At 44.4% G+C, this 13,904-nt stretch carries 11 protein-coding genes; 5 read left to right on the top strand and 6 right to left on the bottom strand.

Annotation, left to right across the window (positions count from 1 at the left end; all coding sequences use genetic code 11):
- The first annotated feature begins 58 nt into the window (after nt 1-58).
- The 3 genes from ACE1OE_RS09775 (at nt 59) to ACE1OE_RS09765 (ending at nt 4,727) form a co-directional block, all read left to right on the top strand.
- Nucleotides 59-1,816 (top strand): sodium:solute symporter family transporter, encoded by a 1,758-nt coding sequence (locus ACE1OE_RS09775; RefSeq protein ID WP_449210895.1) that lies wholly within the window; start codon nt 59-61, stop codon nt 1,814-1,816.
- Nucleotides 1,817-2,022: 206 nt separating this feature from the next.
- Complete coding sequence (locus ACE1OE_RS09770; RefSeq protein WP_372061079.1) at nt 2,023-3,393, top strand: MATE family efflux transporter; 1,371 nt, start codon at nt 2,023-2,025, stop codon at nt 3,391-3,393.
- Nucleotides 3,394-3,596: 203 nt separating this feature from the next.
- The gene (locus ACE1OE_RS09765; protein WP_449210894.1) at nt 3,597-4,727 is read left to right on the top strand and encodes a DUF3080 family protein; all 1,131 of its coding nucleotides are present in this window, start codon (nt 3,597-3,599) and stop codon (nt 4,725-4,727) included.
- A 103-nt stretch (nt 4,728-4,830) separates the two neighbouring features.
- Here ACE1OE_RS09765 and ACE1OE_RS09760 read toward each other — a convergent pair whose 3' ends face one another.
- From ACE1OE_RS09760 to ACE1OE_RS09750, 3 genes are all read right to left on the bottom strand, one after another.
- The gene (locus tag ACE1OE_RS09760; RefSeq protein WP_449210893.1) at nt 4,831-5,556 is read right to left on the bottom strand and encodes a nitroreductase family protein; all 726 of its coding nucleotides are present in this window, start codon (nt 5,554-5,556) and stop codon (nt 4,831-4,833) included.
- Between the two features lie 42 nt (nt 5,557-5,598).
- Complete coding sequence (locus ACE1OE_RS09755) at nt 5,599-6,669, bottom strand: acyltransferase (protein WP_449210892.1); 1,071 nt, start codon at nt 6,667-6,669, stop codon at nt 5,599-5,601.
- 268 nt (nt 6,670-6,937) lie between these two features.
- The gene (locus ACE1OE_RS09750) at nt 6,938-7,597 is read right to left on the bottom strand and encodes a pyridoxamine 5'-phosphate oxidase family protein (RefSeq protein ID WP_449210891.1); all 660 of its coding nucleotides are present in this window, start codon (nt 7,595-7,597) and stop codon (nt 6,938-6,940) included.
- Between the two features lie 92 nt (nt 7,598-7,689).
- On the opposite strand from ACE1OE_RS09750, the gene pdxR reads away from it, so the two are divergent.
- A complete protein-coding gene (pdxR, locus tag ACE1OE_RS09745; RefSeq protein ID WP_449210890.1) occupies nt 7,690-9,159 on the top strand; it encodes a MocR-like pyridoxine biosynthesis transcription factor PdxR in 1,470 nt (489 codons plus the stop codon).
- Here the strand turns inward: pdxR and ACE1OE_RS09740 are convergent.
- Nucleotides 9,152-9,688 carry a hydrolase gene (locus tag ACE1OE_RS09740; RefSeq protein WP_449210889.1) on the bottom strand — a complete coding sequence of 179 codons (537 nt, stop codon included), beginning with the start codon at nt 9,686-9,688 and terminating at the stop codon, nt 9,152-9,154. The genes pdxR and ACE1OE_RS09740 overlap by 8 nt on opposite strands.
- Nucleotides 9,689-9,995: 307 nt before the next feature.
- On the opposite strand from ACE1OE_RS09740, the gene ACE1OE_RS09735 reads away from it, so the two are divergent.
- Nucleotides 9,996-10,430, top strand: a complete 435-nt coding sequence (locus tag ACE1OE_RS09735; protein ID WP_449210888.1) for an Mpo1 family 2-hydroxy fatty acid dioxygenase — start codon at nt 9,996-9,998, stop codon at nt 10,428-10,430.
- Between the two features lie 44 nt (nt 10,431-10,474).
- Here ACE1OE_RS09735 and ACE1OE_RS09730 read toward each other — a convergent pair whose 3' ends face one another.
- On the bottom strand, nt 10,475-12,031 hold the full coding sequence (locus ACE1OE_RS09730; protein ID WP_449210887.1) for a hypothetical protein: 1,557 nt from the start codon (nt 12,029-12,031) through the stop codon (nt 10,475-10,477).
- 312 nt (nt 12,032-12,343) lie between these two features.
- Nucleotides 12,344-13,798, bottom strand: a complete 1,455-nt coding sequence (gene nhaD, locus ACE1OE_RS09725; RefSeq protein WP_449210918.1) for a sodium:proton antiporter NhaD — start codon at nt 13,796-13,798, stop codon at nt 12,344-12,346.
- Nucleotides 13,799-13,904: the final 106 nt, after the last annotated feature.

Below are 13,904 nucleotides of genomic sequence, written 5' to 3'. Positions count from 1 at the left end.
ATTTTAAGCCGGGCATTGCCCGGCTTTTTTTCGTTATGGGATAAGGAAAAGGAGAATCATGGAGACATTAGACGGGATTATTATCCTAGGTTATTTCGTTTTTATTCTAGCAGCAGCGTTAGCATTTAAACGCTTTGCCACCGATTCGTCTGGCTTTATACGTGGCGGTGGCGCGATGATGTGGTGGATGGCCGGGGCAACCGCCTTTATGACTCAGTTTTCGGCTTGGACATTCACGGGAGCTGCGGCAAAAGCGTATGAAGATGGTTTGACGGTTTTGTTTATCTTCTGGGGTAATGCGTTGGGCTTTTTCGTTGCAGCTTGGTTTTTTGCTGAGCGCTATCGGAAGCTTCGAGTCGAAACGGCCATGGAAGTCATCCGTGTTCGATTTGGTAAAAGCTCTGAGCAAGTTTACACCTGGATTTCATTCCCGCTCACGATTCTTTCGTCAGCGATTTGGTTGAATGGTTTAGGTATCTTTGTTTCCGCGGTTTTCCAAGTGGATTTGTTCGTTACGATTATCGGAGTGGGGTGTTTGGTTACCTTCATTGCGGTGAGTGGCGGATCTTGGACCGTGTCGGCGACCAATGTGATCCAACTTATTCTGTTGCTTGCGATTACCTTGACGGTTGGTGCCTTTGCCTTGGTTGAAATTGGTGGGCCATTGTCGCTTGCTCACTCGTATCCGACTGAAAGCTTTATGGGTCATGATATTAATTATTGGCAGATTTTCTGGATCTGGGTGGTCGTGATCATGATGAAGCAAACCATGAACACCAATAACGCGTTGTCGTGCTACCGATTCTTAGTGACCACCAACGAGCGAGAGGCAAAGAAGGCGGCTTTTGTCACCGGTTTATTGTTTATTATTGGCCCAGTGATGTGGTTTATTCCCCCATGGGTGACGGCGTCAATGGGCGTGGATTTAATGGCGTACTATCCGATGCTGGGAGAGAGTGCTAATAATGCCGCCTACGTGTATTACATCGATCATTATCTACCAACCGGCATGCTCGGTCTTGTGCTGGCGGCGATGATTGCAGCGACTATCTCACCAATGACAACGGCGCTCAATCGTAACGCGGGTATTTTTGTTCGAAATGTCTATCAATCGGTGATCAACCCGCAAGCAACAGAAGCTCAGCAAATGCGCATGGGTAAGCTGTCGACGGTCGTGAATGGTGTGTTATCGGTTGGAGCGGCATTGCTGTTTGCTTCGATAAAAGAATACAGCTTCTTTGATATTATGATGTTGTTTGGTGCGTTATTGCAGACGCCTCTGTCAGTGCCGTCTTTGCTGGCGTTTGTGACTCTTCGTACGCCTGATTGGTCTGGATGGGCAACGATCGTTGTGGGCTTGTTAGTCTCGGCTTTTATGCACTTTATCTTTGAAGTCTCTTGGTTGTTACCGCTATTTGGTGCTGAAAGCTTCACTCATCGAGAGACGGTGGATTTACAAGTTGCGGCAACATTAATTGCTCATCTGCTGATTACGGGAGGGTTCTTTATGCTTTCTCGTTACTTTTACCGAGAGCCGGTTGGTGAGCGTGAAGGCGAGAGAAGTAAGCTCGAACATAATCTACAAACACCGATCAGCGCGGATGAAGAAGCCAAGGTCGATTTCAGGCAAGGGGCTTACTTAGGTAGAATGTGTCAAGCGTTGGGGATGCTAGTGATGGCATTAGCGGTGACGGCGGGCACGGTGTCTGGTGGGGTAATTTTTGTTGTGATTGGGGCTTTAATTGCTCTGGCTGGCACCCACTTGTATCGAACCCGCCATGGTGGGGGGGATCGTGAAGCGCTGGGGCAACCTTAGCCCTTCCTCCCCTATCTGACTACCTCTCTATTGCCAAATCTATGAGTTGGCGATAGAGAGCCTTTTCGTTGTCATCCTCTATGCTCTTTCATAAGCTAATGACAAGCCGTTTACCCTGATCTAATAAATAATAATTAATCATGGTGGTGAATTTCATTATTCATTATCATTCGTGCTGGTTATTTATAAATCTTGGAACTCAACTCTTGCATCGTTATCAAACAGAAGCTAAAGACCTAATAAAACTGGCTTCCCCCGTTCTTATTGCCTCCATTGCTCAAACTGGGATGGGGTTCGTCGATACGGTTATGGCTGGTGGCGTAAGCGCTGTCGACATGGCGGCGGTTTCTATTGCAGCAAGCATATGGCTTCCTTCGATATTATTTGGTGTTGGCCTACTTATGGCGATCATCCCGGTCGTTGCCCAACTTAATGGTGCCGGAAAACAAGACCAAGTGCCGTTTCAAATCCATCAAGGCATTATTCTCGCGTTAATGATCAGCATTCCAACTATTGTGGTGCTTCTGCAAATTGAAGGCATACTGAATGTGATGGACATTGAGTCGGTAATGGCCGAAAAAACCGTAGGCTATATCTATGCCGTTATATTCGCGGTTCCCGCTTTTTTGTTGTTCCAGGCATTAAGAAGTTATACCGACGGGATGTCATTAACTAAGCCTGCTATGGTTATCGGTTTTATTGGGTTAGTCGTCAATATTCCTCTTAACTGGGTGTTTGTATATGGGCAGTTTGGGGCGCCAGCATTAGGAGGGGTAGGATGTGGTATCGCGACGACTATCGTTTATTGGTTGATGTTTTTCATGATGCTGTTTTACGTTGCGACGACCCAAAGACTCAAACACATAGGCTTGTTTAGTGCATGGCACAAACCTGATCGTAAAGCATTAACACGATTGTTCAAACTTGGGTTTCCGATTGCAGCGGCCATTTTCTTTGAAGTGACGTTGTTCGCCGTCGTTTCATTGCTTGCTGCGCCTCTGGGGTCGTTGGTCGTTGCGTCTCACCAAATTGCGATGAACTTCTCTTCTCTAGTGTTCATGATACCCATGAGTATTGGTGCCGCCGTCAGTATTCGGGTTGGCCATAAGTTGGGCGAAATAGATACAGCGGGCGCCATTATTGCTTGTCGAGTAGGGTTAATTGTCGGCCTAGCCGTTGCTATGTTTACGGCGACGGCAACGCTACTTTTCAAACAACAGATCGTCTATCTGTATACCGATAATGCCGAGGTGGTGACACTCGCTATGCAGTTGCTTATCTTCGCCGCTATTTATCAATGTACCGACGCCATTCAAGTTGTCGCGGCTGGTGCGCTGCGTGGTTATAAAGATATGAAAGCGATCTTCAATTGCACATTTATTGCTTATTGGCTGATTGGACTTCCCCTTGGCTACCTGCTTGCGATGACGGATGTCATTGTTGATAAAATGGGCATTGTTGGCTTTTGGTTCGGATTCATTGTCGGTCTGTCAGCCGCTGCGCTTATGTTGACGATTCGCTTGCTATGGATGCACAGACAAACGGATGAACTGCAACTTGAGTATGCAGAGCGCTAACCATCGCTTCTAAAAGCGTTGAAAAAAAGCACACGGCATTGCTGCTATTTCTGATCGATAATAAGCGCACGTCACGTAATAAGTTGGATACTAGTAAGCACTTAATACCTGTAAACGTTTAATGTCTGTAAACACTTAATACTTGTAAACACTGGACACCTAATGCTCGGTGACCCGGCTTAGGTTTTCAGACGGTTTCTTGAATGCGTAACAAGGTAGAGAGAGCGAATACGCAACGTCAGGTGGTCGCGATGTCAGCAAGAAAAATAGCCAACAAACGAAATTCGACGTGGTGTAATGTGCGTCGACATCTGATGGTATGGACGACTACGTCGATCGCTTTATCTGGTTGCTTTCAGCCTGACACCATGACGGAAACCTTTACAGACTACCAACGTAAGGTCGCATCAATCCAAGAGCGACCCTTGTTGGCACCACCAGAAACCCCGCTGGTTCTTTTACCCGGTAAACGAGATATGCTCCAGGCGATACCTGTGACAACGCTGGGTATCGTCGACACGTACCAACTTCGTCAGTGCCAATTGTTTGGCATTATCGCAGAGCGAAACTCTAGCCTTGGCAAGGTACAAGACGCCTTCAGAAACTTTGACTACCAAATTCAACTCATTGAAGGCTTAGAGCGTTGTATTGGCTCTAGCCAAATTGATAGTGCGCTTAAGCAAGATTTACAGGTCATTCTCGGCATCAAATATCGCTACCTTTCGAAGCATTTCTACAATTTACTGTTTACCAGTGATGCGATGAGAACCCAGTTAAACAGTAGTGGCTGGCTAGAGCCCACCTCCGGCAGTGTCATGATGAAGGTCAAACCATCGTTGCTTGCACTGAATGATATTACTGAGTCTATTGCGCAATTAGAATCTGATGGTGTTCTCATGCCATTTCCTCCCTTCATTATGCCGTTTCAAGAAACGCTTGAAAAAAATCCTGTTATTGGCAACCTTGCTTATTCATTGCAAGCCAGTACGCAATGGCTCGATGCTGTTACCAGACAGCTAAGCCAATATGACTCTGCAATCGTGTGCGGTGAACATCGCGATACCACTCGTTTTAACTATCTCGTCAACGTATTTAATCAGGTGTTTATCGCCAAGATCCAACCTTATCTCTCTTTTCTAGATTCGGAGTATCGCGTCGTGTCTGGTGAGTTGCGGTTTATCGAAGCGGCAAGTAAATACAATAAGGCAGACAGTGTTTATGACGTTCGTGCGCTGTATAATCAGTTTTCATTGTCGAATCGAGAGCACGTCAATTATTGGCAGGCGTTGTTTTCTCGTTGTGGTAAAACCCTACGAGATGTTCGCAATCACTGATTCGAGGTGGCGTCATGGGGGCCGGGATAGGTGGGTACCAAGAAATAGTAAGTGTTGTCGGAGCAGATATCGACAGGACCGCGCCGATATCTGCTGTTAGATATCAGTGTTCAAATACGACCTCAGACATGGGTACACGGTGTCGTTCCCCATATACACCATCTTGAGCGCCAACCCCACAGCTGATGATCATGGTAATCTCGTGGCGCTCATCAAGCCCTAGCAACTGCTTGGCACGACGAGAGTCAAATCCTTCCATTGGGCAAGTATCATAACCTTGCTCGCGCATCGACAGCATAAATGTCATTGAGGCCAACGCCGCACTTTTGTGTAAGCACACACGTACATCTTCTTTGCTCACTTCGCGCACCATCGGTTTTTTGCGACCTATCCACGAGGTGTATAGCTTGCGAGCGATGCCTCTTAGGCCGACTCTGTCGTTGTTGTACAGTGTCGGGATCAGTGAGTCGTAATATTTTAAGGCACGTTTAGTGGTGTTGTCTTCACGCCCTGCAAATGCAGCCCTCACAGTTTCTGCGTTCATTTCCGCGCGTTGTTTCCAAATGTTGGGTGTTACGGTGACAACAATCAGTTCATTGGCCGTTTTTGCGGCGTTTTGACCCATACAAATGTCAGCAAGCTGGTGGCGTTTTTCTTCACTGATCACGCGGTGAAATGCCCACATCTGCATGTTGCTGCTGTTAGGGCTTAGTGTGGCAAGTTCTAATGACTTCTGCACCGCTTGATGGTCGAAATTTGCCTTCATATCGTATTTACGAACGGAGCGGCGCGTATTGAGAATGTGCTCGAGAGAGGGGGATGAATTCATAGAAAAAGTGACCAAACAGGAAAGTTGGCCACTTTCTATCAGTTATTTAGGAGTGGTACAAGTGCTAGTAGGTAACGCTTGTTTTTGCTTCCTAAATGAGCGGGTCGACAGCGGCGTTTTTTCGAGAAGCCACACCAAGATTGGCGTCACCAAAACGGTGCCAAAGAAGACCACTGCATCTCTTGCCATATATTCCATGCCATAAAGGCCGGAAAGGTTATTAAACCCAATTGTGACGAGCAAATGAGCTGCGTAGACCGGCAGTACAAGCTTAGCGAGCTTATGGACAATAGGTGTGTTACCTAGGTTCGGCTTACTCTGTAACCAGAAGAAAATACCGGTTGCCCAAAATGGGGTGCCAGCAAGAAAATCGTTGCTGTTAAACTCTTGCCCTAATGGGTGTAAGTAAAATGCCTCAGCAAAGTGGATAGTCATCCCAAAAATAGCGAGAAGTAGTGCTTTGTTTGATGACATATGCCAGTTTCGACGTCGAATCTCAAACCCAATAGACACCATTAGAAAGCTAATAAACGGGCCATTACGGGTGAAAATGGCGGTCTCATCTTGAGTGATAACCTGGTAACTGCCTGCAATAAGACCGTACGCATAAATAATAGCGGCGAACGGTATCAAGAGTGTGCGGCAATGATTATCAACAAACCACGCGATCATTAATACGGCTAAGCATAAAGAGGGGATAAACCAGAGGTGGACTAAGCCGCCCTCAAATAATGTATTGAGTGGGTTTTGTAATAAGTAGCCCCAATACCCCATCCTTTCTGCGAGATAGCCATGCTCGGCGACAACAGCAAAATTGAATGGGGTTGCAAGACAAATGACGCTCCATACCAACCAGATCATCATAAGAGGATAGCTGTAGCTCTTGGTGGTTTGATAGGGCTTATTGTTAAGCTTGGGCTGTATCAAATAGCCAGCAATGATGAAAAACAGCGGAACGGCAAAGCGAGCCGCTTGATTCGTAATGTAGTTGAGCCAAGGCTCATCGTTAATGAAACTATGAGTCAAAAAAAGCTGACTATGGATAGATATAACAGCAATTAAAGCAACAATTCTGGCAAGTTCAAAGCTGCTCACTATCTTGTTATTCGTCACACTGACTCCTATTAATTGACCACAAAAATAATGTAGCCCGTTCTCTCAGGCTCCCTCAGATTGTCTCATGTGTTGCATCAATAGTGGCAACGCTTGGTGCGTAAAGAAGTGTAACAGTTTGGCATTCGTCGCATATTTAGGACTATCTTTTCACGTCATTGTAGAGATTCAATGACAACGCTTGTCTTGAACACTAATGAAGTGTCGAATGTTGTTCGATGATGAACCGCATAGTACTTTCACGGCACATCATCGTTGCTACGGCCTATTAATCACTATGCCAACGGCCGGTATAAGCTTGCTGATAATTGGGTGCGGTGATCTCGGGGTTGAGGTCGTCGCAAGGTTCCAGAGGGCCAATGACCGTCCGATAGGGCAAAATACCAGCCCATACCTTCACGTCCATATCACAAGCGTCATCATTGACTCCATGCCGACCAATCTTGACAGAGGCCTCTGTTAATTCAATTGCCAACAAATCCGTTGCTGCCAGCTCTTTATCGTTGCTCAGTCTTACCTCATTCGTCCGTCCGGGTGCAATATGCTCGATGAAGTGATTGAGTATTCTATCTTTGTCTTGTTTATCCTCAACGGAAGTAAACGTGCCAAATATCATCGCACTGCGATAGTGTGCGCTATGGTGAAAGGCTGAGCGAGCTAACACCCAGCCATCAAATAGCGTAAACGTTAAGCAGGTTGCTTGTCCCGATTTTAATGAGCGTAACAAGCGGCTGTTTTTTGCTCCGTGAATATATACTCGTTTATCTAAACGCCACGCCAACATCGGTATGACCACAGGCCCGTTTTCATCAGTGATGGCGACATGGGCGATAAGCGATTCATCAATAATATCGTAGAGCGCTTGTTGCTCTAATACTGCTTTGTGACTGCCTTTTTTTATCTCTGTGCGTTTAGTCTGTGAAAGCATACTTTTATTCCTCAATCCATGTGATGTAACAAAAGTAATTGAAATCTGGTACTGTTATTAGAGCCAATTAATACAAAAGGATGGATCCAAAGGTGAGTGAGATTGATGTTGGTGATATTACGTTATCGACGCAAAAACAGACGCTTCAACGCAGCTTATTTGAGCAAATCAGAGAGAAGATACTTCAAGGGCATTGGATATCAGAAGCGAAACTGCCCTCAACACGAAATATGGCGATTGAGCTCAAAGTGAGCCGGAATACGGTGATACAAGCCTATGATCAGCTGGTGGCTGAAGGGTATTTGATTGCCAAACCAAAGGCGGGTTTCTTTGTTGCAGTGGCGTTGCCAGACCGTTTTCTTTCGGCTCACTCTTCACCTGCTGAAACCATGTTGGGAACGAGTCGTGCACCAAGTAATGGCTTATTTTCTCCCGGTATTGCAGACTTGTCGCTATTTCCAGATAAGCAGTGGCAACGCTGTCTACAAAGACACGCTGGACGAACGTCGCTGTTAGGTAATCAAGATTTACAGGGGTTACTGACACTTCGAGACGCGTTAGCTCGCTATCTATCCAGCAGCCGTTCCGTCGCATGCAGCGCCAACCAAATTATTGTTACATCGGGGGCGCAACAATCCATCGCTATAGCGTTACTGGCCACTCAAAGTGAGAACGCACATTCACCGCGTCATTTTTTGGTTGAGCGACCGGGATATCGCCAAGTTGTTAAAGTCTTAGATCTGTTCTCTATCGCCTATGATTATGTTGATGCGACAGCAAAAGACGGCTTAGATTTGGAGGCGGTATTATCTAAATCAGCGTCGGGTATTTATCTAACGCCAAGTAACCAATATCCAATGGGCTACTCACTGAATACTGCGCAAAGATTGCAACTGATCGAGTGGGCTAAGAAGAACGAAAGCTGGATCATAGAGGACGACTATGACAGCGAGTTCCAGTTTGATAGCCGCCCTTTCAGTAGCATGCAAGGGTTGGCGGCAAAAGCGGATGCAGCAAAGCAAGTTATCTATATCGGCTCCATGAGTAAGGTGATGTTTAACGCATTGCGAGTGGGTTATATGGTGGTGCCTACTGATCTAGTCGCTAAGTGTCTAGAAATTAAAGATGCACTAACAGGAGATACCCCTAGTCATATTCAAGCGGGGTTGGCCGACTTTATTGAAGAAGGCAGTTTAGTGCGTCATATTAGAAAAATGCGACGTGTTTATGAAGACAAGTGTCAGGCAATGACGCGTGCGATTGAAGACCATTTTTCAGGTGACTGGAGCGTCATTTCTCAAGCCGCTGGGCTGCATACTACGGTTCAATGGCATAGCGGAGTGGACGAAGAAGAATTATCTAGGCGAGCCAACGAAATAGACATAATTGTTCGTCCGCTGTGTTTTTATGAGCCTAAAGAAGACAAGGTAACAGGGAAGCATATCTCACCTCGCAAACAAGGCGCATTGGTGTTGGGTTTTGGAAATGCGCCGATGGATGATATATCGCCATGTATCAAACAGCTTTCTGTGCTTTACTATGAGTTGTTGGTCGCTATTTAATCAATGTTAATAACGCTCGAAATTGATCGCCTTCGGCGACCTTTTGCAGCTCAAATAAGGCCATCTCTGTCGAAGTGAGTGTGGCGCCTTCTCGCGCTAGGCGTTGGATGGCGAGTGCTTTATTTTCTGCGGTTCGAGATGAAATAGCATCGGTTACTAGATGTACCTCAAAGCCTTGTGCCAATAAGTCCATCGCCGTTTGATACACACAAATGTGTGCCTCGATGCCGACCAATAATATCTGCTTTTTATTGCTATCAATACTGTCGCGAACAGAGCTTTCACCCCACGCGCTAAAGCTACTTTTAGCCATTGCCTTTCTATCAGGTAATTCGCTTGCGATCTCTTGTATTGTTGGACCAAGTTTGTCTGGGATTTGCTCTACCCAAACAATAGGAAGATCCATCAAAATCGCGGCTCGTGTTAGGCTGTTTAAATTCGAAAATAGGGACTCTTTTTGATGCATAATCTGAGCAAGTTTACCCTGTACATCAATAATCATTAATTGCGTCTTCGCCTTATCTAACATTGAGAACCCCTTTATCTTTAGGTCTTGGATTAGAAAAAATTATCGGTTAGGTATCATAACGGACAGTATTCATTTGTTTAACTAGACCAAGGTCTAAGTTAAATTAACCTCTTGATTTTTTTGAAAAACAATAAAAGTAATGGAAAAGGGATTGTAACAACCTTAAATCTAAGGCCTTATGCTGCAAGGGTTTACACTGTAAATCTATTTGGTGTTATTTGTGGCATGAGTGAATGATTAAAGCAGATGGGCAAAGAGCCGGTTTATGTTCTAGAGTAATAATTCCAAAAGGGATTAGAGGACATTCATGAAATCACTACAAGAGTGGCTGAGTGCTTATGGTGAAAGCCATCAACATGAGACCAATCGGAAAATTCATAAAATAGCGGTGCCGGGTATTTATTTGTCGATTGTTGGGCTGATTTGGTCATTACCCCAATTTTCAATCGTGGGTTTTCAGATGAATTGGATATGGATTGTGATGGTACCTGTGATGATTTTCTATGCAAAATTGTCACGTACAGTGTTGATTCAAATGCTGGTCTTCACCATGGCGTGCCTAGCCGTCATCTCATTTCTCACGCTGCTTGCCATACCCATTTTGCCGGTGTCGAGCGTGTTGTTTGTTTTATTATGGGTTCTGCAGTTTGTGGGGCATAAAATAGAAGGAAAGAAACCGTCCTTTTTTGATGATGTTCAGTTTTTATTGATTGGGCCAATTTGGGTGTTTCGACAGAAATAATACTCAGAATTAGACCTAGAATGAACTAGGTCTAATAGTCACGTCTATTGAACGAGTATATAAGGGTGAGCAATACGCTGATTTGATTGAATGTCTAGCTCCATATCAGGAGGCAGATTATAGCCTGAATCATCGCCTAACCAAATCAACTGACCCAATATTGATTGTGGTAATGTCGACGTTCGTGATGGATCAAGAAATGAGGAAAATGGGCTTATTTGAAGAGTATTGCAGATAATTTTTCCGTGACCATTAGTGATGGTGACTATAGCGCAATCATTATCTACTGTAGGCACCCAACGCCATAAATTCGCAGGTGTTTGCAAATCTACGCTTAGTGAGAAAGGATTGATATTAGCGGCGTAATACGGGGAAATCAGCCCTTCAAGTTTCAGCTGGTTGTTGACAGATTTTGTCCAGAGCAAAGCCAAGTTGGCGTTAGGGGTATTATCAGGATCTGCGGGGTCAGTGAAGGCCAAAAACTCACTTAAATTCGTAAATTGATCGTTGTCTAAGTGTTGATTCGCATCATCGTTTAATGGGTCCAGCCCAAATACATTCTCATAGCCATCCCACATGCGATCACCATCGCTATCGCTAAAATTAATCAGTTCTGGCATGCTCAACATCCATGACGGCATTCGAACGTTTAGTGACACATCATTGGTTGATGCGTCCTGCAAAAGGAGATGGCTGCTCATTTCAAATTGACTTGGCATGTCAGCACCTTGCTCGGTTGGATGATATTGTGCAGTAAGAACCATCTCTTGATTTAAAGCACGGATGGTGAATTGACCTGATGCGAGGACTAATGGTGTCCCTAATTTCTTAGGGAGCGAAAAATCTTGTTGGAAATAAACTAAATCTTCAGAATTAATATCGTAATAACCTTTGTTGGCGATGTAAATGCGTCCAGATTGATTCAAATGCTTGGCATAAAAGTTTTCACTTTCACCGGTGCACTGTGCGGATGTAGTAACATTTACCCAGAGTGATTCCGAAGGTACATTGGTGTTGATACTTATATTGTTTTCTCGGGTATGATGGCAGGATGTTAATGCTGTATCTTTGATTGAACCGTCTATTTGTTTGTAATTTCCATCGGAGTTGGCCATCTTAAAATTAGAATATGAAATCTTCATACTAACAGGCTGCATGACGAGCAAATCAGTTTCTGTAACCTCAACTAATAACGTTCCGTCAATGGTATTACCATCGCCATTAATATCGCACTGGTGGTAGTTTTGGATTTGATAGCCCGTTTGTGCTTCAGGGTTGATTTTAGTTGTGATGCTCTTAGTACCGATGAAACAATTGATAATTCCCTCTGTTTTATTTAATGGAGCTATTGCTTGTTGCGAAGATGTTGTATTTATTGTGGATGTCCAATCAGAGTTCTGAAAATATAGAGCATGAGGAAGAACTGTGCTTAGTTCACTTATATTAAGATTACTTGCTGGCAGTTTGTTACCGTCATAAAGTGCAATTGCATCTATATTTGGTTTAGTATCAAGGGTATTTGTATCCTCACTACTGCCACCACCACATGCGCTAAGTAGAGATAGGGTAAATGATGCGAGTATAAACCGATTAGTGTTCATTGCTTTATCCAATATTGATATATTAAAATGTTATTTATAATAAATAATCTTATATCATTGGCTGATTTTTATTTGTCCAATATTAGTATAAAGATTACTTTTATTTTAAGGTGCAACTATATTTGTTAGTTGTCATGCCTTAATTAAAGGAATCTATAATGTATGTGGGTATACAGAATGTGATGTTGTCCTTATTTACAGGAACAATTTATAAATAATCACTTTCTAGCCTTTGAAAAATGATCTAGCTCTACTTTTGTAGAGCTAGATTAAAAATGCACTAATGGATATTAGTTGGTAACAGACGCTTTGTTAGAACAAATGGTTATTTAAAATCAAATGAGCCAAAATACTCGCCGCATACCCTAGTGCAATAACAGGTGCCCATTTTAGGTGCCCAAAGAAGGTATATTTTCCATGTGCGGCGCCCATTAAAGCGACGCCAGCAGCGGAACCAATAGAAAGTAAGCTGCCGCCGACGCCTGCGGTTAAGGTAACGAGTAACCAGTTGCCGCTTGAAAGTTCTGGGCTCATTGTCAGAACAGCAAACATCACGGGGATGTTATCGACAATGGCAGAGAGGATGCCCACCATCACGTTCGCCCATATTGGATCCCATTGCGTGTACATGATTTCAGAGACCACGCTAAGGTACCCAAGTAGACTCAGTCCTCCCACGCACATGACCACGCCATAGAAAAACAACAAGGTGTCCCATTCGGCATGGGATACGCGACGAAAAACATCGAATGGCACGATAGACCCTAATCGCTTAAGCGCGGCATCATCGTTGTTGGCGATGGCCATCGCTTTCTTTTTAGCGATAGAGACGGGTAAAGTTCGGCGTAAATAGAAGCCAAAAAATTGTAAATACGACAGGCCCATCATCATTCCGATGACGGGTGGGAAGTGCAGAACCGCGTGAAAGGCGACAGCGGTTGCTATGGTTAAAATGAACAGCCCTACTATCCGGAACGCCCCACGTTTGAGCTCAATGTGCTCGTGTACGGCGTCAGGTTGTGTCTTAGGCACAAAGAAAGACATGATGACCGCGGGGATAAGGTAGTTAATCACAGAGGGTATGAACAGTGGCATAAACTCAGAAAAAGAGACGTGTCCAGCTTGCCAAACCATTAGCGTAGTAATATCACCAAACGGGCTGAATGCGCCGCCAGCGTTAGCGGCAATGACGATGTTGATACAAGCAATATTAACGAATTTTAAATTGCTTCCTCCAACTTTGAGTACCACGGCGCACATCAATAAGGCGGTGGTGAGGTTATCAGCGATAGGTGAGATAAAAAACGAGAGAATACCTGTCAGCCAAAATAACGTTCGAAAATTAAACCCTTTGCCGACCATCCAAGATTGTAAGGCATCGAAGAGCCGCCTTTCTTCCATTGCGGAGATGTAAGTCATTGCGACAAGCAAGAACAACAATAACTCAGCGTATTCAAGTAGGTTGTGTTCGAGTGCGGCTTTGGCAACATCGATCTGATCAAATTCTTTGTAAACAAATCCAATCATGATCCAAATAAGCCCTGCGGCTAACAGGACGGGCTTAGATTTTCGGAGTTTTAGGTATTCTTCCATCATTACGAGCGCATACGCGAGACCAAATATCAGCAATGCGGCGTAACCAATTGTTGATTGTGTCAAATCTAGGGCGTGTATAGTGCTAGTTTCAGAGGCGAAAGTAGTGGTACTGAAGAGCAAGCTGGCCAAAAAGGTAAAAACTAAAAAGGGGGGCCATTGACGCGTTTTCATCATGTTTTGATCCTTCAAAAGCAAATAAAATCAGTCGTTAACATTAACTACACGATATTTTAAAGTGAATTCAACAATTTCTTTGTGAGCTAACGCTAATCTGAAG

The organism is Vibrio sp. E150_011 (assembly GCF_053544015.1).
Note: the sequence above shows the minus strand (reverse complement) of the source record. Positions and strands in the feature narration are given on the sequence as shown.